Source organism: Paraburkholderia sp. SOS3 (assembly GCF_001922345.1).
Lineage (GTDB): Bacteria > Pseudomonadota > Gammaproteobacteria > Burkholderiales > Burkholderiaceae > Paraburkholderia.
On sequence record NZ_CP018811.1, the window covers coordinates 2222834 to 2247460 of the forward strand.

At 62.7% G+C, this 24627-nt stretch carries 21 protein-coding genes; 11 read left to right on the plus strand and 10 right to left on the minus strand.

Going from position 1 to position 24627, the window contains the following annotated elements:
* Positions 1–2 precede the first annotated feature (2 nt).
* From tnpB to BTO02_RS10130, 3 genes are all read right to left on the minus strand, one after another.
* Entirely contained in the window at positions 3–353 is a 351-nt protein-coding gene (gene tnpB / locus BTO02_RS10120; RefSeq protein WP_075155550.1) for an IS66 family insertion sequence element accessory protein TnpB, read from the minus strand.
* Positions 329–868, minus strand: coding sequence for a transposase (locus BTO02_RS10125; protein WP_075155549.1), 540 nt, complete (start codon positions 866–868; stop codon positions 329–331). Before BTO02_RS10125 ends, tnpB begins: the two co-directional genes overlap by 25 nt.
* Before the next feature lie 167 nt (positions 869–1035).
* Complete coding sequence (locus BTO02_RS10130; protein WP_075156921.1) at positions 1036–1470, minus strand: winged helix-turn-helix transcriptional regulator; 435 nt, start codon at positions 1468–1470, stop codon at positions 1036–1038.
* A 109-nt stretch (positions 1471–1579) separates the two neighbouring features.
* On the opposite strand from BTO02_RS10130, the gene BTO02_RS10135 reads away from it, so the two are divergent.
* The 3 genes from BTO02_RS10135 to BTO02_RS10145 are packed head-to-tail and all read left to right on the plus strand — an operon-like array spanning position 1580 to position 3796.
* Entirely contained in the window at positions 1580–2197 is a 618-nt protein-coding gene (locus BTO02_RS10135) for an FMN-dependent NADH-azoreductase (protein ID WP_075156922.1), read from the plus strand.
* A gap of 4 nt (positions 2198–2201) precedes the next feature.
* The gene (locus BTO02_RS10140; protein WP_075156923.1) at positions 2202–2855 is read left to right on the plus strand and encodes an SDR family oxidoreductase; all 654 of its coding nucleotides are present in this window, start codon (positions 2202–2204) and stop codon (positions 2853–2855) included.
* Positions 2856–2884: 29 nt separating this feature from the next.
* The gene (locus BTO02_RS10145) at positions 2885–3796 is read left to right on the plus strand and encodes an oxidoreductase (protein ID WP_075158752.1); all 912 of its coding nucleotides are present in this window, start codon (positions 2885–2887) and stop codon (positions 3794–3796) included.
* A gap of 510 nt (positions 3797–4306) precedes the next feature.
* Here the strand turns inward: BTO02_RS10145 and BTO02_RS10150 are convergent.
* From BTO02_RS10150 to BTO02_RS10180, 7 genes are all read right to left on the minus strand, one after another.
* The gene (locus tag BTO02_RS10150) at positions 4307–4651 is read right to left on the minus strand and encodes a cupin domain-containing protein (RefSeq protein ID WP_075156924.1); all 345 of its coding nucleotides are present in this window, start codon (positions 4649–4651) and stop codon (positions 4307–4309) included.
* Between the two features lie 38 nt (positions 4652–4689).
* Entirely contained in the window at positions 4690–6162 is a 1473-nt protein-coding gene (locus BTO02_RS10155; RefSeq protein WP_075158753.1) for an NAD-dependent succinate-semialdehyde dehydrogenase, read from the minus strand.
* A gap of 14 nt (positions 6163–6176) precedes the next feature.
* Positions 6177–7295 carry a tartrate dehydrogenase gene (locus BTO02_RS10160; protein ID WP_075158754.1) on the minus strand — a complete coding sequence of 373 codons (1119 nt, stop codon included), beginning with the start codon at positions 7293–7295 and terminating at the stop codon, positions 6177–6179.
* Between the two features lie 263 nt (positions 7296–7558).
* The gene (locus BTO02_RS10165; protein WP_075156925.1) at positions 7559–8056 is read right to left on the minus strand and encodes an Lrp/AsnC family transcriptional regulator; all 498 of its coding nucleotides are present in this window, start codon (positions 8054–8056) and stop codon (positions 7559–7561) included.
* A 64-nt stretch (positions 8057–8120) separates the two neighbouring features.
* Complete coding sequence (locus BTO02_RS10170; RefSeq protein ID WP_075156926.1) at positions 8121–9521, minus strand: aspartate aminotransferase family protein; 1401 nt, start codon at positions 9519–9521, stop codon at positions 8121–8123.
* Positions 9522–9754: 233 nt separating this feature from the next.
* Positions 9755–10678, minus strand: coding sequence for a 2-hydroxyacid dehydrogenase (locus tag BTO02_RS10175; protein ID WP_075156927.1), 924 nt, complete (start codon positions 10676–10678; stop codon positions 9755–9757).
* 13 nt (positions 10679–10691) lie between these two features.
* Positions 10692–11576, minus strand: a complete 885-nt coding sequence (locus BTO02_RS10180; protein ID WP_075156928.1) for a GNAT family N-acetyltransferase — start codon at positions 11574–11576, stop codon at positions 10692–10694.
* 442 nt (positions 11577–12018) lie between these two features.
* Between BTO02_RS10180 and BTO02_RS10185 the strand changes: the two genes are divergently transcribed.
* The 8 genes from BTO02_RS10185 to BTO02_RS10220 all read left to right on the plus strand — a co-directional run bounded on the left by BTO02_RS10185 (position 12019) and on the right by BTO02_RS10220 (position 24571).
* A complete protein-coding gene (locus tag BTO02_RS10185) occupies positions 12019–13599 on the plus strand; it encodes an ABC transporter substrate-binding protein (RefSeq protein WP_075156929.1) in 1581 nt (526 codons plus the stop codon).
* A gap of 115 nt (positions 13600–13714) precedes the next feature.
* Positions 13715–14668 (plus strand): ABC transporter permease, encoded by a 954-nt coding sequence (locus BTO02_RS10190; protein ID WP_075156930.1) that lies wholly within the window; start codon positions 13715–13717, stop codon positions 14666–14668.
* Between the two features lie 35 nt (positions 14669–14703).
* Entirely contained in the window at positions 14704–15669 is a 966-nt protein-coding gene (locus tag BTO02_RS10195; RefSeq protein ID WP_075158755.1) for an ABC transporter permease, read from the plus strand.
* Positions 15666–17600: an ABC transporter ATP-binding protein gene (locus BTO02_RS10200; RefSeq protein ID WP_075156931.1), complete on the plus strand. Its 1935-nt coding sequence runs from the start codon at positions 15666–15668 to the stop codon at positions 17598–17600. The genes BTO02_RS10195 and BTO02_RS10200 overlap by 4 nt, the downstream gene beginning before the upstream one ends.
* A gap of 184 nt (positions 17601–17784) precedes the next feature.
* On the plus strand, positions 17785–19827 hold the full coding sequence (locus BTO02_RS10205) for a hydantoinase/oxoprolinase family protein (RefSeq protein ID WP_075156932.1): 2043 nt from the start codon (positions 17785–17787) through the stop codon (positions 19825–19827).
* 19 nt (positions 19828–19846) lie between these two features.
* Positions 19847–21853 carry a hydantoinase B/oxoprolinase family protein gene (locus BTO02_RS10210; RefSeq protein WP_075156933.1) on the plus strand — a complete coding sequence of 669 codons (2007 nt, stop codon included), beginning with the start codon at positions 19847–19849 and terminating at the stop codon, positions 21851–21853.
* Positions 21854–21988: 135 nt separating this feature from the next.
* Positions 21989–23476, plus strand: coding sequence for an aldehyde dehydrogenase family protein (locus BTO02_RS10215; protein ID WP_075156934.1), 1488 nt, complete (start codon positions 21989–21991; stop codon positions 23474–23476).
* Between the two features lie 426 nt (positions 23477–23902).
* Positions 23903–24571: a haloacid dehalogenase type II gene (locus BTO02_RS10220; protein ID WP_075156935.1), complete on the plus strand. Its 669-nt coding sequence runs from the start codon at positions 23903–23905 to the stop codon at positions 24569–24571.
* Positions 24572–24627 lie beyond the last annotated feature (56 nt).

Sequence of the window (24627 nt, forward strand, 5' to 3'; positions counted from 1 at the left end):
GTTCAGCTGATCCGTTCGTAATAACGTCGGGGATGCTTCTGGATAACGGCAAGGTCAATGCCGTCGAGTAACCAGTGGAGTTGCTCGACGCTGAGTGTGACCGTGTCGCTTCCATCTGGCCATATGAAGCGGTCGGCCTCGAGCCGCTTGAGGAGCAGCCAGAATCCATTCCCGCCCCAGCCGAGAATCTTGATACGGTCACGACGCCGGTTGCCGAACACGAATAGAGCCGATGTCATTGGGTTCAGGCGCATCGCCTGTTCAACCAGGATCGACAGTCCATTGATGCCCACGCGGAAGTCGACCGGATCACGATGCAGGTAGACCTTCAGCCCTTCGTCGAACCGGAACACGGCAGCCTCCCGAGCATCTGGACGATTGCCGTCAGTTCTTCGACGTTCGCTTCCCCCAGGTCGAACTCGACGCCGTTGGTCAACCGCACGTGTAACGCGACGGTCATCGACTGCGAGGATGCTCGGGGTACGCAAGGAACAGTCGGCGGTGCCGGTGCCGTAGTAACAACGGGAACAAATGCATGTCGTGCTCTTTCTGCCGATGGCTTTTGCATCGACGCATGCGGGACCTCTACCTTAACTGGCTCGGCCATCTCAATCGTGGCTGATGATCCCGACTCCACGCGGCCCGACTGAGGCGACGATGGCGCAGCATTGTCGCGCTGCATGAGGTACTTCGTCATCCATTTGCGCAGCAGGTTCGCATTGATCCCGTGCTCCAGGGCGAGTCGCGCCACTGATGTACCGGAACTCAACGCGGCTTCGACCAGCGCGCGCTTTGCGTTCTCGTCGTATCGGCGACGTCCATCCCGGTTCTGCCGTACTACTCTTAACTCTGAGTGATTGTCAGTCATGGGTGTCCACCTATCTAGGTGGACACCCTTTTCTCATATATCGTCGGTCGCTACGAGGGTGTCATTAATTGACCGCATACCCTGTACCCGTGCCTATGGCTAACCTCTGTTGAGCAAAGCATCGGCCTCTCTGTGCGCCTAGGCGAGCCGATACACAGACCGCTCGCCTATCGACGCTGGTAGACAACGCCCTGAATCGAGACCTGATCCGGCTCTGGTTCCTCGTCAAAACGTTTATGCGCTTCGGCAATGGCGAGTTGGTTCCTGTTTGCCCAGTTGACCAGAGCCATGACCGGCTCCAGCAGCGTTTTTCCCATGTCCGTGAGTTCGTAGTCAACGCGCGGAGGAATGGTCGGAAACATCGTTCGCGTTATCAGTCCATCGCGCTCCAGCCCGCGCAAGGTCAACGTCAGCATCCGCTGGGAAATGCCGTCGATGCTGCGCTTCAGCTCGTTGAAGCGCCGTGGGCCATTAGCCAGCATGGCGACAATGTAGAGGCTCCACTTGTCGCCGATGCGATCCAGGATTTCACGGGTCGCCAGACAGCCGCCAGCGTCGGGTGCAGGCATATCGGCAGGTAGCTCGATGTGACCAGGTGACATGCGTGTGCCTTCTTGTGGGGAATCGGCAGGAACCATACCATCCTTCGTATAAATCGGTAAGTCAGAATCAATATTTTACTTAGTTCTCATTTTATACCTAGGAGCCGTCATGAGCCACACCCTCCTTGTCACTGCCAGCCCGCGCGGGACTGACAGCCTTTCCACCCGTTTTGCCACCGAAATCGCCGATGGCATCGTGGCCCGCTCGGGCGGCCCGCTGACCGTGCGCGACCTCGCCGCGAATCCGCCGCCGCACATCACATCCGCCTACATCCAAGGCCGGATCACGTCGCCCGAAGATCGCACATCGGAACAGAGCGAGGCGGTGAAGGTCGCGCAAGAGTTGGTCGATGAGTTAAAGGTCGCCAATGTGATCGTGCTCGGTTCGGGCATGATCAACTTCGGCCTGCCCTCACAGCTCAAGGCGTGGTTCGATCACGTCACCTGGCCACGCGTCACTTTCGGCTATGGCGACACCGGTCCGACAGGGTTGCTGACCGGCAAGAAGGTCTATCTCGTGACCGCCGCGGGAGGTGTGTTCTCGGAAGGCGCCTGGGCATCGTTCGACTTTCAGACCAACTATCTGCTGCACCTGCTTGGTTTCATCGGCCTGACCGACGTTGAAGTGGTGCGTGTCGAAGGTACTGTTTTAGGCACCGATGCGGTGAAGGCCGCCATCGCCAACGCCGAAACGGCCATCAAAGCCTTGCTGGCGGAGGCTGCGTGACCTCATGGCCGGGGAAAAAACCATCGCGCTGTTCGGTGCGACCGGGCCGACCGGAACGCACATCATCGAGGAAGCTTTGAAGCAGGGCTACAACCTGTCGGTCTATACGCGCGACGCAAGGAAACTCGAGTCGTTCGCGGGAAAGGTAGAGATCGTTGTCGGCAACCTGCAAGACCAGAGTGCCATTGCGAAGTGCGTCCAAGGTGCCGATGCAGTCATTAGCGCCCTTGGTCCCAACAGTCTCAAGGCGCAGGGCGATAAGCCTATCATGCACGGCTTGACCAACATCATCGCCGCGATGAAGCACGCAGGCGTGCGCCGTCTTATCCAGATTTCTACGGCTGCCTATCGCGATCCCAAGGATGGCTTTGCGTTCAAACCCCATGCGTTCGCGCTGTTGTTCAAGGTTATCGCGCGCAAGGGATATGAGGACATCAAGGCGACTGGCGAATTGGTCGCCAATTCCGACTTGGACTGGACACTGGTACGCATTCCGAACCTGAAGGATGGCCCTGCCTATGGCGATGTGGATGTCGGTTGGTATGGAAAGGCCAAACTCAGCATGAAGCTCTCCAGAGGCAATCTTGCGAAGTTCCTGGTTGACCAGATGACCGACAGGAAGTTCGTGCGTGCCGCACCAGGCATCGCTAATCATTGACGCAGGAACGTCTCGACAAGGTTTACGCCATGAGCGGATTCACTAATGCCGATGTACCCGATCAATCGGGAAAGACCTTTATCGTCACCGGCGCCAATACCGGCATAGGCTTTGAAATAGCGAGTGCGCTGGCGGCGCGGCGAGGCAGGGTGCTTATCGGGTGCCGCGATGAGGCAAAAGCGGAAGCTGCTATTAGCCGGATTCGTCTGAAGACCCTTGAAGCGAATCTCGCATTCCTGCCGCTTGACCTCGCAGACCTGGCGAGCGTGCGCAACGCAGCAAAACTGGCCGAAAAGGAAGCGCGCATCGACGCGCTCATCAATAATGCGGGCGTGCAAGGGCCGAAGTTAAAGCACACGGCACAAGGCTTCGAACTGACGTTCGGCGTCAATCATCTTGGTAGCTTTGCGCTCACTGCGCTCATGTTGCCCAAGCTCACGGAAACATCCGGGTCGCGCATCGTTGTCACGAGCAGCGGTCTGCACAAGGACGCGAAGATCGAGTGGGACGATCTTAATGCGGAGAAGAGCTACAAATGGATGCCTCGCTATGCAGCCAGCAAGCTCGCGAATCTGCTTTTTATCTTTGAGTTGGATAGGCGACTGCGAGCGGCGGGCACACCTGTTACGGCGGTAGCCTGCCATCCGGGTCTTGCTGGAACCAGCCTTGCGCGCGATAGCTGGTGGGGCAACATCGCCATGTCATTGATCGGCCTGTGTTTCAACACGCCGGCTCAGGGCGCGTGGGGTGCATTGCAAGCGGCGACCGGACAAATAAAGTCCGGCGGCTATTACGGACCGACGAAAATTTCCGGATTGCGAGGCCCCTCTGGCGAATGCACTCCGTCTCAGGACGCGCGAAATCCGGAACTCGCAAGACGACTGTGGGATGTATCGGTTCAACTGACCGGAATCGATGCCGAACTACCTTCAAATTCATAGCGCGACGATCAGATTGCGAGAGGATGGTTATGTACTGAAATCATGAAATCACATGTCTGTGGTGCATCGGCGGACATCACCATCTCGACAAAGTGCTGGCGGAGCGTTTCCAATGGCGGACGCAGCGAAGACGAGATTGCTTCGGCAATACAAGCGGCTTCCCGCACCATCTCTCGTCGACGCGGTTTCCTTCATTCCCGTGATGTAGGAATTCGGCGGGTACCAAGTCGATAAGATAACGTGGGGCCTGTCGGACGGCATCGACGTCAAGCAGCTGAACTGCGGTAGCCAGTCCGGTATGATCGAAGCTGATTGATGATGAGCCGATGCCGCGCAAACCCGCGCCAGCAAAAGGGCGTGTTTTTCTAACGGTAAAAGCGACGGTAAAGGCTTTTTCCGATCACAACCAAACCCTTTATCCACGCGGGTCTGGGCGATCCGTTGATGATCGGGTGGGCGTAATTCAGAAACCTCTGCGGTGGTCTGCAGAGGTCCGTTGCCCCGCCGCCGTCAGAGAATGACGTAGATCTTGCGCATCGTTTCGTCGACTTGCCACACGCCTTCGGTATTGGCCTCGAAAAACAGCGTATCGCCGCCGCGAAAGTGGATGGCGCTTTCTCCGTCTGGGGTGAACGACCCCGAGCCGGACAGCAGATGCATCACTTCCGCCTGTTGGACCACGCGCCGATAGGTGCCGGGCGAGCATTCGAACACGCCGGTATCGACTGCCTCGCTGCCTGCAATCACGTATTGCTTGCCCGATAGGCGCACCCCTTCCTGATCTGGAAGAGCGGCGGTGCCCCAGTCTTCAAGCCCGCCGAGTTCGATCGCCTGTTTGATCTGCTGTACTTTCATGAGACATCATCCTGTCTGTATTGATTAGGGGTCGACACTTATTCCAGTCCGCCCTGGCACAGATATTTGATCGACAGATAATCGTCGAGGCCGTATCTGGAGCCTTCCCGGCCGTAGCCCGATTCCTTGACGCCGCCGAATGGCGCCGCTTCGGATGCGAGCGCTCCTTCATTGATCCCGACGATGCCTGCCTCGAGTGAGCGCGACATGCGCTCGATACGGCGCAGATCCTGACTGTAGAAATACGACGCGAGGCCGAACGGCGTGTCGTTCGATGCGTCGATGGCCTGCTGCTCGGTATCGAAACGGAACAGCGGAGCAACCGGGCCGAAGGTCTCCTCGCAGCACAACGCCATCGTCGAATCGGCGTCGCCGAGCACGGTTGGCGCAAAATAGTTCGGGCCGAGTTCGGCAAGGCGTTTACCGCCGGTCAACACGGTTGCGCCGTGCGCGACGGCATCGTCGACGTGGCGCGCGATCTTGTCGACGGCACGCGCATTGATCATCGGACCGATCTGCGACGCCGGATTGCTGGCGGGACCGACGCGCAGCGCGGCAACGCGTTCGCACAGCATCTGCGCAAAGCGTTCATAGACACCGGACTGCACGTACACGCGGTTCGGGCACACACACGTCTGCCCGCCGTTGCGGAATTTGGCGGCGAGCAAGCCCGTGACCGCGGCATCGAGGTCTGCGTCGTCGAACACGATGAACGGTGCGTTGCCACCGAGTTCCAGCGACAGCTTCTTCAGCGTTCCCGCCGCTTCACGCGCCAGGTACTTGCCGACGGGCGTCGAGCCGGTGAAGGTGATCTTGCGCACGCGGCCGTCGGCGAGCCAGTCCGCCACGGCCTCGAGCGTCGATTTCCGGGAGGCCACAATCAGGTTCAGCGCCCCATCTGGCACGCCGGCCTCGTGCGCGAGATGAACGAGGGCGAGCGCCGTAAGCGGCGTGTCCTCGGCCGGCTTGGCGACGACGGTGCAGCCGGCTGCGAGCGCGGGGGCGATCTTGCGCGCGATCATCGCGAGCGGGAAATTCCACGGTGTAATGGCCGCGACGATGCCGATCGGCTCCTTCACTACGCTCATGCGCTTACCGCGTTGCTGCTGTGGAATCAGGTCGCCGTAAATGCGTGTCGCTTCATCGGCGAACCACGCGACGTACGATGCGCCATAGCCGACTTCACCGCGCGCTTCGGCGAGCGGTTTGCCCTGTTCGAGCGAGATCAGCGCGGCAAGCGCGTCCTGATGTTCGACGATCAGCGCGTGCCAGCGATGCAGCACCGCAGCGCGCTCTTTCGGCAGACGTGCACGCCATTGCGGCAGGGCGCGGGCGGCGGCATTGGTGGCGGCGCGCGCGTCGGCGGCGCCGCTATCGGCCACCTCGACGATCGGCTTGCCGGTCGCGGGATTGGTGACCGGGAAGCGTCGGCCGCTTTGCGCGGGCAACCATTGGCCGCCGATGAAATTGTCCGCGCGCATCAACGCGGTGGCTTGCTCTTCGAGTGTCATGATCGACTCCACTTTCAATCGCGATATCGATCGATGTCCGCTGCGCCGGCGCGCTTCGCGAGTTGCGCGGCGACTGCCATGCCGACTTCGCGCGTCGAGGCCTTGCCGCCGAGATCACCCGTATGCGGGCCTTCTTTGAGCACCTGCACGATGGCTTCCAGCATCGCATCGTGCGCGACGCGCTCGGCGCCTTCGCCGTTGCCGAGGAAATCGAGCATCATCGCCGCCGACCAGATCATCGCGACCGGATTGGCAATACCCTTGCCGGCGATATCGGGCGCGGATCCATGGACCGGTTCGAACAGCGAAGGGAAGCGGCGCTCCGGATTCAGGTTGCCCGACGGCGCAATGCCGATCGTGCCCGTGCAGGCAGGGCCGAGATCCGACAGGATGTCGCCGAACAGATTGGACGCGACGACCACATCGAAGCGATCGGGGTTCAACACGAAGCGCGCACACAGGATGTCGATATGCTGCTTGTCCCACACGACATCGGGATAGTGCGCGGCCATCTCGGCGGCGCGCGCATCCCACCACGGCATGCTGATCGAAATGCCATTGCTCTTGGTTGCGACCGTGATCTTCTTCTGACGGCGCGCGGCCAGATCGAACGCGAATTTCAGTGCGCGCTCGGTGCCGCGGCGCGAGAAAATCGCTTGCTGCATGACGATTTCGCGTTCCGTGCCTTCGTACATCGTGCCGCCCACCGACGAATATTCGCCTTCGGTATTCTCGCGCACGATCATGAAATCGATGTCGCCGGGTTTGCGGCCCGCGAGCGGCGAGGGCACGCCGTCGAACAGACGGGCAGGGCGCAGATTGATGTACTGGTCGAACTCGCGGCGGAACTTGAGCAGCGAGCCCCAAAGGGAAACGTGGTCGGGTACCTTGTCGGGCCAGCCCACTGCGCCGAACAGAATCGCGTCGCAGCCTTCGAGTTGCGCCTTCCAGTCGTCGGGCATCATCTGGCCGTGTTGCGCGTAGTAGTCGCAGCTGGCCCATTCGATGTGCCGATAGTGGATCTCGATGCCGAATCGCTGGCAGGCCGCATCGAGTACGCGCAGGCCTTCCGGCATCACTTCCACGCCAATGCCGTCGCCGGGAATGACAGCGATGCGATAACTGCGAGTCATAGCGAGTTTCTCCTCATTGAGCATGCCTGCATGGCACGCGCTAAACGACGAGACTCATTCTATGTGGGTGTTCACCGCATAAAAATCTGCATTTGACCCGCTGACACAGCATGCATTCTGAAAAACGCACACGAACAGAATGCGGAGGCCATCTGCGTGTCGTGAGCGAAATGAAAGAATCTGAAGGGAGAAAGCGGAACGGGGCGCCATTACCTCTCGCGCGAGCCGCGTGAATGCGTGCGTCAAGCACTCGGAACGAGTGCTCAATGATGATTCGGCGAGAACAGTGTTTCGAGCGGGTAATGCGTCTTGATGAAGGGCGTCTTGATGATGACGTAGCTGAAGTATTTTTCGATGCCAATATCGCGTTCGAGCAGACCTTCGACAATGCTCTGATAGTGACCGACGCTGCGCGTGACGAACTTCAGCAGGTAGTCGTAACCGCCGCTGGCCAGATGACATTCGACGATTTCGTCGATATCGCGAATCGCCGCCACGAACTCGATGAAGTCTTCGCGACGGTGATCGGCGAGCGTCACTTCAGTGAATACGATTTGCACGTCGCCGAGCTTTTCGAGCTGGATCTGCGCACCGTAACCGACGATATAACCGGCTTTTTCCAATCGTTTGACGCGGATCAGGCATGGACTCGGTGACAGTCCCACCGCGTCGGCAAGCTCGACGTTCGTAATGCGGCCTTTCTTTTGCAGTTGCGAAAGAATACGCAGATCAATCCGGTCGAGTTTGCAGTCGCTGCTCATGGCTTTAATTCTGTCTAACGATCGGAAAATTATTCTCATCGGGCACGGCGATGTTATCACGAAGTTATGCGGCTGCGCGGCTTGCTCCCCGAAGCGCGGCGCGGACTTCAGCGTCGTTCAGCACGTCGTCGAGCGTGTGCTTCAAACGTTTGAAGAGGAGCGCAAATTCGGCTTCCGAATAGCAGAGCGCAGGCGCAAAGCCGAGAATGTTGTCGCCGAATGCACGGAACACGATGCGGTTTCGATATGCCGCTGCCGCAATGCGTTCGGACAGCTTCAGAGACGCATCGAAACCCTGCTTGCTGTCCTTGTCCGACACGAGTTCGAGCGCGCCGAGCAGACCGCGATGCCGCGAATCGCCGACGAGCGGATGCTCGAGCAGCGCGTCGAGGCCGGCGGCGAAATGCGGCGCCATGGCCTGGCCGTTCGCGAGCAGACCGCCTTCGTGATAGAGGCGCATGACCTCGAGTGCGATCGCCGCGCTGACCGGATGCGCCGAGTACGTGTGACCGTGACCGACGGTCGCAGTGCCGTCGGCGTCGCCGGCAATCCCCTGATAAATCGCGTCCGACATCAATACCGCACCCATTGGCGCGTAACCTGCGGTCAGGCCTTTCGCGACGGTCATCAGATCGGGCTCCACCTGCTCGCCCTCGCACGCGAAGAGCGGGCCGGTGCGGCCGAAACCGGTAATGACCTCGTCGGCGACGAACAGGATGTCGAGACGACGGCACGCGTCGCGCATGGCCTTGAGCCAGCCGGCCGGCGGTACGATTACGCCGCCCGAACCCTGAATCGGCTCACAGAAGAAGGCGGCGACATTGTCCACACCGAGCTCGGCAACCTTCGCTTCGAGTGCCGCCACGCAAGAGGCGATCAACGCCTGCGAATCGCTGCCGTCCGGTTGACGGTAAGCATACGGCGACGGTAAATGATGCTGATGCGGCAGCGGCAGATCGAAGTGATGATGGAACGCGGGCAATGCCGTCAACCCGGCGCCTACCGATGACGAGCCGTGATAGCCGCGTTGCAGCGCGAGCATGTGCTTCCTCGTCGGGCGGCCGGTTGCATTGTAGTAATGCGTGATGAAACGGATCGCCGAGTCCACCGCATCCGAGCCGCCCAGCGTGAAATACACATGCTGCAATGAAGCCGGGGCGAGCGACACGAGCTTTTCGGCGAGCTCGATCGCGGGCTCCGATCCGAAGTGGAAATAGCCGGTCGCATAGGGCAGGCGCGCCATCTGTTCGGTGGCTGCCTTGACGATGCTTTGCTGGCCATAGCCGGTGTTGACGCACCAGAGCCCGGAGAACGCGTCCAGCAACTCGTTACCGTCGATATCGCGCAGGAAAGCGCCATGTCCGGATTCGAGCACGGTGACGCCGCGCGCTTCGTGCGCGCGGTAGTTGATGACAGGATGGATCAGGTGCTTGCGGTCGGCTTCGATGAGCGATTGATTCGACATGGTGGGTATCTCGTCGCGGGGTGGACTGTTGACGAACCCATACTACCCATTCACCGCTGTCGGCCGAGTCGTCAAAAAACGTTTGAAAAAGCGCAGGCGCCGCGTTTTGAACCCCACGCGCAGCATTTTGTGCTGCATGCGCTTAAAAGCCTGCCTGGACGACGGCACTTCAGTCGGCACTTCAGTCGGCACCTGAATCACGCGCGTTATCGTTGAGCTCCGACCGGCGATACTCAATAACCGCGCGCGCGGTCGATCGCGCCTTGCATCGGTTCGCCGGCGCGATAGCGGCGCAGATTGTCGAGTACGGCATCGACCGCCGTATCGGGCTTTGTCGCGCTTGCGACGTGCGGGGTGATGCGCACGCGCGGGTGGTCCCACAGCGCATGACTGGCGGGCAGCGGTTCGGGATCGGTGACATCGAGCACGGCATTGCGCAGCTGGCCGCTCTCGAGTGCTTCGAGCAGATCGGTCGTCACGAGTTGCGGACCGCGGCCGACATGAACCAGCGAGGCTCCCGCAGGCAATGCGTCGAACACGCGTTTGCCGAGCAGGCCGCGGGTTGCGCCGGTCAGCGGCAACAGGCAGACCAGCACATCGGAGCGGGCGAGAAACGTGTCGAGCGTGGCCTCGCCGGCAAAGCATGGCACGCCATCGATCTCGCGCGGCGAGCGGCTCCAGCCCGCGCATGCAAAGCCGAACAGGCGTAATCGCTCGAGCACCGCGGTGCCGAGCATACCGACCCCGAGTACGCCGACCCGGCGCGTTTCGGCAGTGCGCACCGGCAACGGCTTCCAGATGCGCTCGCGCTGCTGCAGCGCATAGTCGAACAGATCGCGATGAACGGCGAGCACGGCTTCGGTCACGTATTCGACCATGCCGTCGACAATTCCCGGCTCCATCATCCGTACGACGGGCAGATGCGCCGGCACACCTGTCAGGTCGAACTGGTCGACGCCAGCGGCCACCGAGAACACGATCTCGAGATTCGGTAGCGTTCGCGCGAGATCGTCCGGTTGCCAGGCGGCGAGGTAACGGATGGCGGCCGGATCGCCGACATCGGGCCAGATGCGGAACGGCAGTTCCGGTGCGAGCTGCGCGAAGCGCGCGGCCCATTGCGCGCCGCGAACCGGATCGGCTTTGTAGAGGAAAGTCATAGGCGAAGCGTGCCTACATCATGGCCTGGTTGATAATGCCGAACTGGCGGAAGTGTGCGTCCGGTGCGCGTTCGTGACGGCCTGGATCGTCATTGCGGACCATCTTCACCACCGTATCGACGCGCGGAATGCCGAGTCCGATGAGCCAGTCGTTGAGTCCGCTGCCAGCCGGCACGTCGATGCGTATGAACGCGCCTTCATTGAGCGCCAGCCAGTGGTGGATCAACGCCTTCGCGCGGCTCGAATCCGGGGAGTCGGCTGCGATCACCGGTCCGATCGCATATCCGCGCCCGAAGCGTCGGAACAGCGAGAAGCCGAGCAGTTCGCCGTCGCGATCGAGCGCAATGCCATCCGCGCTTTGCCTCAACGCGGTTAGCACGGCGTCCCGCTCGAGCCCGGTCGCACGCGAGGCCAGCGCGATCAGTCGCGGCGTGTCGTTGATGCCGAGCGGGCGCAGGCGTTCGCCGGCCGGCAGCGAGACGAGCGGCGGCTGGAACACCGCGCCCTGGTGCTGATCGAGCGCGCCGCAAGCCCGGAAGCCGAGCTTTTCGTACAACGGCTGACCCGCCGGGGTGGCATGCAGGAAGGTGACGCGGCTGCCGGTTTCTTCGAGTATCAGTTGCATCAACTTCGCGCCGATCCCGCGCCCCTGGTGCTCCGGCGCCACGATCACCATGCCGAGGGTCGCGCGGTCCGCTCCGAACTTCCAGCACAGCGCCGTGCCGATCGCGACACCGGCCTGCTCCGCGACGAAGCCGCTGCCGGCGTCCGCGGCAAAGCGCCAGTCTTCGGGCCGGTGCGGCCAGTTCACGGCCGTCGACAGGCCATGGGCGGCGGCAATGTCGTCGGGGGTAAAGCGTCGGTAGGTCAGCGAACCACTTTCCGATGGTCTTGGCACGGCGAACTCCTTGATTTGACGTCACGCTGTCCCGCGACTGTCGCATTTTGGCTGCGTGCTTAATAGGACGATCTTTCTATCTTGCCCGGTTCGCGCTCCGGTTCGCAGCCCCGCAGTCCCGCGGCGCGGCCGTAGCGCCTGTCGCGGGCACTGCCGCACCGGGCGCATGCTGCGCCGCACGGCAAATTGTGCTGCGCGACCCGCTGAAAACCACCGAATCGAATGGTTGCGACGTCCCGATTGCGACAACAGGCACTTTTTTGCGGTGCTTAAATCGAGCTGACGCCGCCGGTTCCAATTGAGCCGCAGTCATGCAGTTGCAACAGACCGGCGGCGACAGCGCGTCGAGCGGCCCGGCCTGCAGACGGACGGTGCGTCGAGCGCCGCGCACGGCGGGGCGCCGTAACCGGATCCAACCTTGTCATTGTTAGGAGCAGTTCGCATGAAGGACGACGAAGTCAAAAATGGTTTCAGCCGCCGCGACGTGATGCGTGTGCTGGCTGCGGGGAGCATGCTCGCGACCGGCGCGGGTGGACTGCTGGCAGGTGCAAGATCGGTGTTGGCCGCGCCAGCGCCTGCGCCGAAGAAAGGCGGCAAGATTCGCGTGGCCTATGACGTGGGCTCGACGGCCGACACGCTCGATCCCGCGAAAGGCTCGGCCGGTTCCGACTACATCCGCTATTTCATGTTTTACAGCGGCCTCACGCAGCTCGATGAAAGCCTGACGCCGCAGATGAACCTGGCCGAAGCGCTCGACACGCGCGACGCCAGGGTCTGGGTCATCAAGCTGCGCAAGGGCGCCACCTTCCACGACGGCAAGGCGCTCGCACCGGCGGACGTGGTGTATTCGCTGAACCGCCACAAGGTGGCCGCGACGGCATCCAAGGTGAAAACGCTGGCCGATCAGTTCGCCGAGATCAAGGCGACCGGCCCGAACGAAGTGACCTTGACGCTGACGAGCCCCAATGCCGATCTGCCGGTCATCCTCGCCACGCCGCAGTTCGTGATCATCAAGGACGGCACGACCGATTTCACGACGGCTGTCGGTACCGGTCCTTACAAGGTCAAGACTTTCAAGCCGGGCGTGACGACCGTCGGCGTGCGTAACGACAGTTACTTCAAGCCGGGTCTGCCGCATCTCGACCAGATCGAGTTGATCAGCATCAGCGACAACGCCGCACGGGTGAACGCGCTGCTGTCCGGCGACGTCCATCTGATCAACTCGGTCGATCCGCGCTCCACACACCGCATCGCGTCGACGCCGGGCTACGCGGTGAAGGAAACCAAATCCGGTCTCTATACCGATCTGATCATGCGTCGCGACAACACGCTCGCGGGCAACCCCGATTTCGTGCAGGGCATGAAGTATCTGTTCGATCGCGACCAGATCCGCTCGGCCGTGTTCCGCGGCTACGCAGTGATCGGCAACGATCAGCCGATTCCGCCAGGCCATCGTTATTTCGATGCATCGCTGCCGCAGCGGCAGTTCGATCTCGACAAGGCGAAGTTCCATCTGCAGAAGGCCGGCGCGCTCGGTCCGGCATTGCCGCCGATCTATGCCACGACCGACGCGAATGGCTCGATCGAAATGGCCGAATTGCTGCAGCAGACGGGTGCGAAGATCGGCGCGAACATCACGATCGATCGGGTGCCCTCAGACGGTTACTGGTCGAATCACTGGATGAAGCATCCGCTTGGATTCGGCAGCGTCAATCCGCGTTCGAGCGCCGACGTGCTGTTCACACAGTTCTTTAAATCGGACGCGCCGTGGAACGAGTCGGGCTGGAACAATCCGAAGTTCGATCAGTTGTTGTTGTCGGCCCGTTCGGAAACCGACGACGCGAAACGCAAGCAGATGTACGGCGACATGCAGGTGATCGTCTCGGATCAGGGCGGTATCGGCATCCCTGCGTTCATCAGCCTGCTCGATGCCTACGACCAGCATCTGCAAGGACTTGGCTCGATTCCGAGCGGCGCGATGATGGGCTTCTCGTTCGCCGAGCACGTGTGGTGGAACGCCTGATATAGCGCAGTAGCCGCATGGCGGCAAACCTGATCCGCGCGCAGTACGCGCCGGGTCAGTCCGGCGGCCCCCACGCGCCGGTTCCGGCAGGTGTCATTTTCAGGAGATCTGGACGATGAACCAGAACATAGCCGCACTGATAGTCCGACGCATCGCGGTGACGGCACTCACGCTGCTGATCGTGTCCGTCGTCATCTTCGCGATCACGAACCTGCTGCCGGGCGACGCCGCGCAAGCCGCGCTCGGGCAGTCCGCGACGCCCGAAACGGTCGCGGCGCTGCGTCTTCAGTTTGGCCTCGATCAACCGGCTTACCTGCGTTTCGCGCATTGGCTGGCCGGCCTCATGCATGGCGACTTCGGCGTATCGCTGTCGAACAATATGCCAGTTTCCGAGCTGATCGAAGGCCGTCTGCCGAAATCGCTGACACTCGCCGCGATCACGACGGCGGTCTCGGTGCCGATCGCGGTTTCGTTCGGCATTCTCGCTGCCGTCAATCGCAATTCGCTCATCGATCGCATCGTCAGTCTGGGCACGCTATCGCTCGTCGCGACCCCGGAATTCCTGATCGCGACGATTGCGGTGCTGGTTTTCGCGGTCAAACTGCACTGGCTGTCGGCGCTGTCGTACGGCGGTGAAATCGATGACTTCAACCAGTTCCTGCGCGCCTATGCGATGCCGGTGCTGACGCTGTGCGCTGTCGTGATCGCGCAGATGGCGCGCATGACGCGCGCAGCAGTGATCGAACAGATGGGGTCGTCGTATGTGGAAATGGCCGTGCTCAAGGGCGCGAGCCCGGCGCGCGCGGTGTTGCGCCACGCGCTGCCTAACGCAATCGGTCCGATCGCCAACGCGATCGCACTGAGCCTGTCGTATCTGCTGGGCGGCGTCATCATCGTCGAAACCATCTTCAACTATCCGGGGCTCGCGAGTTTGATGGTCGATGCGGTCAGCAACCGCGACTTTCCGCTGGTCCAGGCCTGCACACTGCTTTTCTGTCTCGGCTATCTGGTGCTGGTGCTGCTGGCCGACCTGTGCGCGATCATCTCGAACCCGAGGCTGCGCACATGAACTTCAACCGACCATTTCCGCAGGAGGTGCGCCCCATGACGACGCCCGATCTCGTTCAGCGCAGCAGCGCAATGCCGCCCGGCACGGACGCGCCGCAGCCGTTCGGCGGGGGGCCGACGCCGCCGGCCCAGCCTCGATCGGCACGCCGCCGCTCGCTTGCATCGCGCGTGAGGCTGTCCACCGGCGGCTGGATCGGCTTCGGCATGGTGTGCCTCGCGCTTTTTGTCGCGGCGTTCGCGCCGTTGATCGCGCCGCACGAGGTTGGCTCGATTGTCACAAACGACGTGTTCGCGAGTTTTAGCGCAAAGCTGCCGCTCGGCTCGGACTATCTCGGCCGCGACATGCTGAGCCGCATCATCTACGGTATGCGGCTGACTGTGTTGCTGGCGCTCGCGGCGACGCTGTTGGCCGCCGTCACCGGCACGACGCTCGGTCTGCTCGCCGCCGTCGCAGGGCGTGCGATCGATGAAACGATGAGCCGCCTGCTCGACGCGATCACGTCGATACCTTCGAAGATGTTCGCGCTGATGATCGTGGCCGCGTTCGGCTCGTCATTGACGCTGCTGATCCTGACAGCCGCGATCAGCTACATGCCGGGCTCCTACCGGATTGCGCGTTCACTGGCGGTCAATATCGGCCAGCTTGAATACGTGCAGGTCGCGCGGGCGCGCGGTGAAAGCGCGCTTTATATCGCGTGCGTCGAAATGTTGCCGAACATGCTGCATCCGATGCTGACCGATACCGGCTTGCGCTTCACGTTCGTCGTGCTGCTGCTGAGCGGCCTGAGCTTCCTCGGTCTGGGCGTGCAGCCGCCGTTCGCGGATCTCGGTTCGCTGGTGCGTGAAAACATCGCAGGCCTCGGCGATGGCGCGCCGGTCGTGATCGTGCCGGCGCTCGCGATCGCCATGCTGACGGTCGGCGTCAATCTGTTGATCGACGGTCTGCCGCATCGCAGTGACAAGAGCAAGGCGGCACGCAGCGCCGACGGAGGTCATCGATGAAAACGAAACTGAAGACGACACCGGCCACGCAGATCGATCCAGGCTCGCGCAACCTCGTTGAAGTGCGCGGGCTGCGCGTGGTCGGCAGCCGTCCGGGCGAGCCGGATACGACGATCGTGCACGATATCGATTTCGACGTGGCGCGCGGCGAAGTCCTCGCGCTGATCGGCGAATCAGGCTCGGGCAAGACCACCATCGCCTTGTCGCTGATGGGACATGCGCGCAGCGGTTGCAGGATCGCGGGCGGATCGATCCGGGTCGGCGAAACGGACGTGCGCGCGCTGTCGCCGAAGGGGCTCGCCTCGTTGCGCGGACGCACGGTCGCCTATATCGCGCAGAGCGCGGCGGCCGCATTCAACCCATCGCGGACCATTCTCGACCAGGTGATCGAGAGTGCGTTGATTCACGGCACGCTGAGCAAGCGCGCTGCGCAGGCCAAGGCCGTCGAGCTGTTTCGCGCGCTTGCGTTGCCGGAGCCGGACACGATCGGCAAGCGCTATCCGCACCAGGTCTCGGGCGGGCAGTTGCAACGTCTGATGGCTGCCATGGCGCTGATCACCGATCCCGAACTCGTGATTCTCGACGAGCCGACCACGGCTCTCGATGTCACGACGCAGATTGATGTGTTAATGGCGTTCAAGCGCGTCATCAAGCAATGCGGGATGACAGCGGTGTATGTGTCGCATGACCTGGCCGTGGTCGCGCAGATGGCCGATCGCATCCTCGTGTTGAGCGACGGCGCGGTCCGCGAGGCAGGCGAGACCGAACAGATCCTGCATGCGCCAGCGCATCCGTACACGCAGAGCCTGATTGCGGCGGTAACGCCGGATCGCGTATCGGTCCCTTGCGGCGCGCACAGCGAAGCCGTCGAGGATGCGCGACCGATGGCCCGTGCCTCGACGCCCCTGCTCGACGTGCGCCGCATGATGGCCGGGTATGGCCGGCGCAGCGCGAATGGCTGGCCGGCCAGGCTGATCCTGAACGACGTCGATCTGAAGATCGGCCGCGGTCAGACGGTCGGCGTAATCGGCGAATCGGGCTCGGGCAAGACCACGCTCGCAAAGGTGATCGCCGGCCTCGTGACGCCGTCCGGCGGCAACGTGCTGCTGGACGGTCAACCGCTCGCGGGCGACCTGAACAAACGTACGAAAGAGCAGCTGCGCCGCATCCAGATTGTGTTTCAGAACGCCGATACCGCATTGAATCCGGTGCACTCCGTGGAACGCACACTGGCGCGGCCGCTTGCGTTCTATCACGGCATGAAGGGTGCGCGGGCCAAGTCACGTGTCGCGGAACTGCTGGAGCTGGTGCGGCTTCCGGCGTCAGTGGCATCGCGCTGCACCGCCGAGCTGTCGGGTGGCCAGAAGCAGCGCGTGAATCTCGCGCGTGCGCTCGCGGCCGAACCCGACCTGATCCTGTGCGACGAAGTCACCTCGGCGCTCGATACGGTCGTAGGTGCAGCGATCCTCGATCTGCTGCGCGATCTGCAGAAGAAGCTCGGCGTTTCGTATCTGTTCATTACCCATGACATCGCCAAGGTTCGTGCCATCAGCGACGACATCGTCGTGCTGTACGCGGGTCACCGCGTCGAGACGGGCAATTGCGCTGCGCTCTCGGCGCCGCCGTTCCATCCTTATTCGCATCTGCTGGTGTCGTCGGCGCCGCAGTTGCGCGCGGGCTGGCTCGACGGAGCGAGCGAACGCTGTCACCGCGAACTTGCGCCGATCGGTCCGTCGAACGACAACCCGGAGCTGTGCACGTTCGTTTCGCGCTGTTCGATGCGCATCGACGGTGTCTGCAACCAGACGACGCCTTCGCTTCGCACGCTCGAAAACGGCGCACAGGTGCTATGCCACCGCAGCGAAGCCGATCTGATCCGCTTCCAGGCGGCGCTCGAATCGCTGCCGCTGGAACACGTAGAGCGCGCCTGATGGTGGAGATTGCGGTGCAGCGGGCAAGGCTCGGCGTGCATTGGCCCAGCGATCGAACCGTCCGGCACAAGCCGCAAGCGTAACGAAACGTTATTCACGCAGGTCCTGAAGCACGGCTTCAGGGCGTGCTGCCTGTCGTCCGGTGAAATCGGGTTCGCCGGGCTTACGTCGAAAAGGAAACTTCATGGGCATGAGAATCGGGGTGGACATCGGCGGCTCGTTTGCCGATTTTGCCGTGCTGAACGACGCGACCGGCGAGCTGAAGACGCTCAAGGTCTTTTCGCGGCCCGACAGTCCGGGCAGCGAAGTGCTGCGCGGGATGGAGCAGCTTGCCGAACGCTATGGCATCGCGCCGCGCGACGTCGACTACTTCACGCATGGCACGACGGTTGGCGTGAACGCCGTCGTGCAGCGCAAGGGCCTGCGTCTCGGTCTGATCACGACGCGCCACTTCGAGGACGTGCTCGATCTCGCGCGCCTCAAGGGTCCGGACATGTACAACCTGCTGTCGAAGCGTCCGGTGCCGCTGGTGCCGCGCGAGCGCGTGTTCGGCGTGGTCGAACGGATGACGGCGCAGGGGCTGGTCGAAACGCCAGTCGACGAAGCGAGCGTGCTCGACGCTGCCGCGAGTCTGCAGCGTGCCGGCTGCGAAGGTGTCGTCGTGTCGCTGCTGCATTCGTATCGCAATCCGGCGCACGAGCACGCAGTGAAGGCGATTGTCGAGCGCGCGCTACCCGGCTTTTTCGTGTCGTGTTCAAGCGACGTGTGGCCGATCATCCGCGAATATGAACGCACCTCGACTGCGGTGATCGGCGGCTATGTGCAGCCGAAGGTCTCGCACTATCTCGGTTCGTTGCAACGCGCACTGGTCGAAACCGGCGTCCCCGCCGACATGAAGGTCACCAAGTCGAACGGCGGCGTGATGAGCGCGGAAGCAGGCAAGACCAACTGCGTGCAGATGATCCTGTCCGGCACCGCGTCCGGCGTGATCGGTGCGGCGTACGTGGCGCGGCAAAGCGGTCTGAAGCAGTGCATGAGCCTCGACATCGGCGGCACGACGGCCGACGTTGCGCTGATCGTCGATGGCGAGCCGCAATATGCGAGCGGCGAATATATCGGCGACTTCCAGATTCATATTCCATCGGTTTCGGTCTCGTCGATCGGCGACGGCGGCGGCTCGATTGCATGGGTCGACGACTTCGGCGTGCTGAAGGTCGGCCCGGAAAGCGCGGGCTCGAACCCGGGCCCGGTCTGCTACGGTCGCGGCGGCACGCGCGCCACGATCACCGACGCGTTCGTCGTGCTCGGTGTGATCGGCAACGCGAGCCTCGGCTACAACTCGGTGAAGGTCGATCGCGACGCAGCGCACCGCGCGGTCGAGGTGCTCGCCAACCGGCTTGGCAGCAGCGTCCACAGGACCGCGGAGGCGATCGTCAACGTCGCGGTGTCGGGTATGTATGCAGGCGTGAGCCGCATCGTGTCGCGTTTCGGCATCGATCCACGCACTTTTTCGCTGCTGCCGTTCGGCGGTGCGGGACCGATGCTCGCGTGCTACTTCGCCCGCGCGATCGGCATGGAACAGATCGTCGTGCCGACCGCGCCGGGTGTGTTGAGCGCGCTTGGCGGCCTGATCGCGGACACCCGCAACGACTTCGTCAAGACGACCTATTACGACCTCGATAACGCCTCGATGGCGCGTCTGGCCGACGACATACGTGCTCTGGAGACGTCCGCGCGCGACTGGATGACCGGCCAGACCGGCGACGCCAGCGCGGCGCGCGTCGTCGTATCGGCGGATATGCGCTACAAGGGCCAGTCGTTCGAAATCGATACGCCGCTCGAGATCGGCTGGCTGATCGCCCAGGATCTCGACGCGGTGCGTGAAGCGTTTCATCGCGAGCACGAACGGTTATATGGTCATCGCGACGCGTCGGCCCGTGTTCAGGCGGTCGCGCTGCGTCTCGTGATCACCGCCGCGACGCCCAAGCCGAAGCTGCAAGCCATCGGATCGAGCGATCAGCCGCCGATGCCGTCGGGCACGATCCGCGTTTTCATGGACGATGCATTCCACGATGCCGGGCTTTATCACCGTTCCGACCTCAAGGCCGGTCAGCAGATCGACGGGCCCGCGGTAATCGCGCAGGACGATTGCACGACGAGCGTGCTGCCCGGTTATCGCGGCCGTGTCGATGGATACGGCAATCTGGTCTTCACGGTCGTCAACTGATTTCGGACGGAGCATCGCAATGCAATTCGACAAGGCAGTGCTGCAGATTTTCGCCAACTATTGCGTGGCCGCAGCCGAGAGCATGGCGTACACGCTGGTGCGCACCGCGCACTCGACGTTCGTCAAGGAAACCGAGGATTTCTCCTGCGCGATCATGACGCCGGATGGCCTGACGTTCGCTTCGCCCAAGACGCTCGGCGCGACGTGGTATGTCGGTCTCGACTACAGTCCGGTGATCGCGATGATCGATCGCTACGAGCCTGGCGACATCTGCATGACCAACGACTCGTATAGCGGTTTCGTCGCCACCCACACGCCCGACATCCTGATCTGGAAACCGGTGTATTACGGCGGCGAGATCGTCTGTTTCGTCGGCGGTCATATTCACAACACCGATATGGGCGGCGCGGTACCGGCATCGCTGTCGCGCACCTTGACGGAAATCGAACAGGAAGGGATTCGTTTTCCGCCCTGCAAGATCGTGCGCGCCGGGGTGTTCGACGATTCGATCGTGAAGATCATGGCGGCGAACGTGCGTGTGCCCGGTCAGAATATCGGCGACCTGCAGGCGCAACTGGCGTCGCTGCATACCGGCGAGCGGCGAGTGCTGGAGATCATCGAACGTTTCGGCATCGATGGCTTCAAGGCAGGCATGGGCGCGCTGCTCGACTATTCGGAAGAGCAGGCGCGCACGGTGTTGCGCGGCATTCCGGACGGCGACTACTTCTTTGCCGAATACGCCGACGAAGATTCGGTGCGCGGCAAGCCGATGCGCGTCGCACTCACGGTGCGGATCAAAGGCGATTCGGTGGAGATGGATTACACCGGCAGCGATCCGCAATTGCAGTCGTCGCTGAACATTCCGACTGGCGGCCGGGAGCGCCATGCACTTGCGCTGGTCGGCTTCGTCTATGTGCTGTACACACTCAATCCCGACATCCTGCTCAATACGGGCATGCTGCGCGTGGCGCGTTGCATTCTCCCGGAAGGGACCGTGGTCAACGCGACGAAACCTGCGGCGGTCGGCATGCGCAGCCTGACGTGCAAGCTGCTGCATCTGCTGACGTTCGGCGCGTTTTCGCAAGCGGTGCCCGACCGGCTCGGGGCATGCCCGGCCGGCGGTCTGTCGATCCTGAGCGTGAAGACGCTGGACCGCCATGGCGCGACCGTCATGGCGTCGATCGGACCGATCGGCGGCGGCGCAGGCGGCAGTCCGTCGGACGATGGCGAAGACGGCTCGGGTGCCAACAATGCGTTCCTGCGCAACACGCCGGTCGAGATCAACGAAACCGAGGTGCCGATCCGCATCACCCGATATGGCGTGGCGCCCGGTTCGGGTGGTGCGGGCCAGTATCGCGGCGGTCAGGGCCTCGTGATGGAATTCAAGGTGTTTTCGCCGAATACGCTCGTGACCGCGCGCAACCGCGATCGCACGCGTTTCGCGTCGTGGGGCATCCGCGGCGGACACGCCGGCGGCAACGCGCGCTTCACGCGCAATCCCGATACGCCCAATGCGGAAGAACTCGATAACAACGATCTGGTCGTCTGCATGCCGGGCGACGTGATCCGGCTGGTCGGCGCAGGCGCGGGCGGGTACGGACGGCCGACCGATCGCGATCCGCAGAAGGTGCGCGAGGACGTATTGCGCGGCTATGTGAGCGTTGCCGAAGCGCGCGACGTCTACGGCGTCGCGTTCGACGGCGACGCGTTGGATAGCAGACGAACGCAACAGTTGCGCGATGAAGCGCGGGCGCGGATCGGGGGATCGGTGCCGCCTGCATTTTCGTTCGGTCCGTATCGCGAGGCGTTCGAGGCGAAGTGGACTCGCGAACGCTATGCCGCGTTGACCGCGATCCTCGCAGACGTGCCGGTGCAGTGGCGCTACTTCATCAAGCACCGGCTGTTCGAGGCGCTCGACAGGCGGATTGCGTCCGAGCCGGCGCTCATGGAAGAGGGCGGCGGCGAGATCGTGCGGACGATGTTCGCGGATCTGCGTCGCGAGTATCCGCAGTTGAATGCGATGTGAGGGCGCTATGACACGACATGACCCGACGCGGCGCGGCGCGGCGAACCCGGCACACGGGCGACTCGCAGCGTGGCCGCCCGCGCCGTGAGCATGCGCCTGCGCCGTGATATCCCTTTCTTTACCGGAACGTACCAGATGGATAGCTTCGACCCCACTCGAGTCAGCGTGCGCAGCGCACATTTCATCGGCGGACAGTATGTCGACGGCGACGGCGACGGCGCACTCGATGTCGCACGGCCTTCGGACGGCGTGCGCTACGCGGCCTTGCCGCTCGCTGACGCAGCACTCGTGGATCGCGCGGTGGAAGACGCCTGGCGCGCGTTCAAAACAAGCGACTGGACGCGCCGTGCGCCACGCGAGCGGGCGCGCACCATGCGACGCTGGGCCGACCTGATCGAAGCCGACATGGCGAGCCTTGCGCCGCTCGAAGCGCTCGGCTCGACGCGCCCGATCGCCGATGCGGCGCGCTGGGACATTCCCTTCACCGCCGAAGGCATCCGCTTCTACAGCGAATTGGCCGACCGGATCGGCGGCGAGGTCGCCGCGACCCGGCCCGATCATCTGGGCATGACGATTGCCGAACCTTATGGCGTGATCGCCGCGATTGCGCCTTGGAATTTTCCGCTCGTCATGGCGTCGTGGAAGATCGCACCCGCGCTCGCGGCGGGCAACGCGGTCGTGCTCAAGCCTTCGGAGCTGACGCCGTTTTCGGTGCTGCGTCTGGCTGAACTCGCGATCGAAGCCGGCATTCCGCCGGGCATCTTCAATGTCGTGCAGGGCGATGGGCGTACTACGGGTGACGCACTGTGCCGTCATCCCAGGATTTCGAAAGTCACGTTCACCGGGTCGACGCAGACCGGCGCAGCGATCATGGCGGCTTGCGCGCAGAGCGGCACCAGGCCCGTGACGCTGGAACTGGGCGGCAAGAGCCCGCAACTCGTGTTTGCCGACGCGCCGGATCTCGATCGGGTGGCGCGCCGCGTCGCGGCCGCGATTGCCGGCAATGCAGGGCAGGTGTGCGTGGCGGGTTCGCGACTGATCGTCGAGCGCAGCGCCGCGCCGCAATTGATCGACGGCATCGCGCGTGCGTTCGCCGCGCTAAAGCCAGGCAAGACCTGGTCGCCGGGCACCACCTTGCCGCCGATCATCTCGGCGCCGCAACTGCAACGCATCGACGGCATCGTGCGTCGCACGATCGATAGTGGTGCGAAGGCGGTCGCAGGCGGCGCGCGAATCGAACTGGACGGCGACGGCGCGTTCTACGCGCCGACCGTCCTGACCGGCGTGACCCCCGCATCCGAAGCGGTGCGCGAGGAGATTTTCGGGCCGGTGCTGACCGTTCAGACCTTCGATGACGACGACGAAGCGCTCGCGCTCGCCGCGCATGAAAAGTACGGTCTGGCAGCGGGCGTGCACACGGCCAGTCTAAGCCGCGCGCTGCGCATGATGCGCGGCATCGAGGCCGGTACGGTGTGGATCAACCGCTATGGGCGCACGGCCGATTTCGTGATTCCGACCGGCGGCTACAAGCAGTCTGGCATCGGCAAGGATCTGGGCCGCCAGGCATTCGAGGCGAATCTGCGCTTCAAGAGTGTGCTGATCGACTTCGCGGACGGCGCGTGACACCGGTCGTGGGCGATCCCTTCAGGTCGCGTACGCTGAAGTCGAAAGAAAGACGGCAGAAAGACGGCCGCGTTTCGACACGGCCATCTTGCATTTGCGCGAGCGATACGGGTGCGCGGGACCGCCTGAAACGCCGGCCGGAACTGGACCAAACGCGCATTGAGGCCTGCCGCATAGTGTGCTGAACAGGACTCGAAAAACGGTGGATTCTGTGCCACCAGGCCCCCAATACACGGCAACTCGGCTTTTATGAGGTGATTTAATGTTTCTCAGCAAGCGACGCCGCGAACCGTTTCTTTCCGGCCGCGCGGCGGGTGCGCTGTTGCTCGACGGCGGCGCGTCGCCGATTTTCGTTTCGCCGGCGCGGTTCGGGATCGCGCCCGTTTCCGGCTCTGGCTTGATCTCGACCGACTACAGGGACTAGACATGACGCGTTTCAAACCCAAGTACATCACGTTCGACTGCTACGGCACGCTCACTCGCTTTCGCATGGGCGACCTCGCGCGCGAGATTTTCGCCGACCGCGTTCCGGCGGAACAGATGGACCAGTTCGTCAAGGACTTCTCGGCGTACCGTCTCGATGAAGTGCTCGGCGCGTGGAAACCGTATCAGGACGTCGTGAAGAACGCCGTGCGCCGTACGCTCAAGCGCTGGAACATCGAGTACATCGATGCCGAGGCGCAGAAGTTCTACGATGCCGTCCCGACCTGGGGCCCGCACGCGGACGTACCGGCAGGTCTTGCGAAAGTGGCGAAGGAAATTCCGCTCGTCATTCTGTCGAACGCAATGAACGATCAGATCCAGAGTAACGTCGACAAGCTCGGCGCGCCGTTCCACAAAGTTTTCACGGCGCAGATGGCGCAGGCGTACAAGCCGCGCATGCAGGCATTCGAATATCTGCTCGACAACCTCGGCTGCGGTCCCGAGGACATCCTGCATGTGTCGTCGAGCCTGCGCTACGACCTGATGACAGCCCATGACATGGGTATCAGGAACAAGGTGTTCGTGTCGCGCGGTCATGAACCGTCGACGCCGTTCTACGGCTATACGGAAATCAAGGACATCGGCGGTCTTGCGGGCGTGGTCGGTCTGTAAGACCGTGCGCCGTCATGCCCTGAACACCGGCGGTTTGACCTGAACTTCGCTGAGGG

Bases quoted from the DNA above. Each gene is read 5' to 3' on its own strand.
- BTO02_RS10200 (WP_075156931.1), top strand. From the start codon at position 15,666: ATGAAAACGAAACTGAAGACGACACCGGCCACGCAGATCGATCCAGGC.
- BTO02_RS10135 (WP_075156922.1), top strand. From the start codon at position 1,580: ATGAGCCACACCCTCCTTGTCACTGCCAGCCCGCGCGGGACTGACAGC.
- BTO02_RS10140 (WP_075156923.1), top strand. From the start codon at position 2,202: ATGGCCGGGGAAAAAACCATCGCGCTGTTCGGTGCGACCGGGCCGACC.
- BTO02_RS10205 (WP_075156932.1), top strand. From the start codon at position 17,785: ATGGGCATGAGAATCGGGGTGGACATCGGCGGCTCGTTTGCCGATTTT.
- BTO02_RS10150 (WP_075156924.1), bottom strand. From the start codon at position 4,651: ATGAAAGTACAGCAGATCAAACAGGCGATCGAACTCGGCGGGCTTGAA.
- BTO02_RS10195 (WP_075158755.1), top strand. From the start codon at position 14,704: ATGACGACGCCCGATCTCGTTCAGCGCAGCAGCGCAATGCCGCCCGGC.
- BTO02_RS10210 (WP_075156933.1), top strand. From the start codon at position 19,847: ATGCAATTCGACAAGGCAGTGCTGCAGATTTTCGCCAACTATTGCGTG.
- BTO02_RS10170 (WP_075156926.1), bottom strand. From the start codon at position 9,521: ATGTCGAATCAATCGCTCATCGAAGCCGACCGCAAGCACCTGATCCAT.
- BTO02_RS10220 (WP_075156935.1), top strand. From the start codon at position 23,903: ATGACGCGTTTCAAACCCAAGTACATCACGTTCGACTGCTACGGCACG.
- BTO02_RS10185 (WP_075156929.1), top strand. From the start codon at position 12,019: ATGAAGGACGACGAAGTCAAAAATGGTTTCAGCCGCCGCGACGTGATG.
- BTO02_RS10160 (WP_075158754.1), bottom strand. From the start codon at position 7,295: ATGACTCGCAGTTATCGCATCGCTGTCATTCCCGGCGACGGCATTGGC.
- BTO02_RS10190 (WP_075156930.1), top strand. From the start codon at position 13,715: ATGAACCAGAACATAGCCGCACTGATAGTCCGACGCATCGCGGTGACG.
- BTO02_RS10175 (WP_075156927.1), bottom strand. From the start codon at position 10,678: ATGACTTTCCTCTACAAAGCCGATCCGGTTCGCGGCGCGCAATGGGCC.
- BTO02_RS10165 (WP_075156925.1), bottom strand. From the start codon at position 8,056: ATGAGCAGCGACTGCAAACTCGACCGGATTGATCTGCGTATTCTTTCG.
- BTO02_RS10125 (WP_075155549.1), bottom strand. From the start codon at position 868: ATGACTGACAATCACTCAGAGTTAAGAGTAGTACGGCAGAACCGGGAT.
- BTO02_RS10215 (WP_075156934.1), top strand. From the start codon at position 21,989: ATGGATAGCTTCGACCCCACTCGAGTCAGCGTGCGCAGCGCACATTTC.
- BTO02_RS10145 (WP_075158752.1), top strand. From the start codon at position 2,885: ATGAGCGGATTCACTAATGCCGATGTACCCGATCAATCGGGAAAGACC.
- BTO02_RS10130 (WP_075156921.1), bottom strand. From the start codon at position 1,470: ATGTCACCTGGTCACATCGAGCTACCTGCCGATATGCCTGCACCCGAC.
- BTO02_RS10155 (WP_075158753.1), bottom strand. From the start codon at position 6,162: ATGACACTCGAAGAGCAAGCCACCGCGTTGATGCGCGCGGACAATTTC.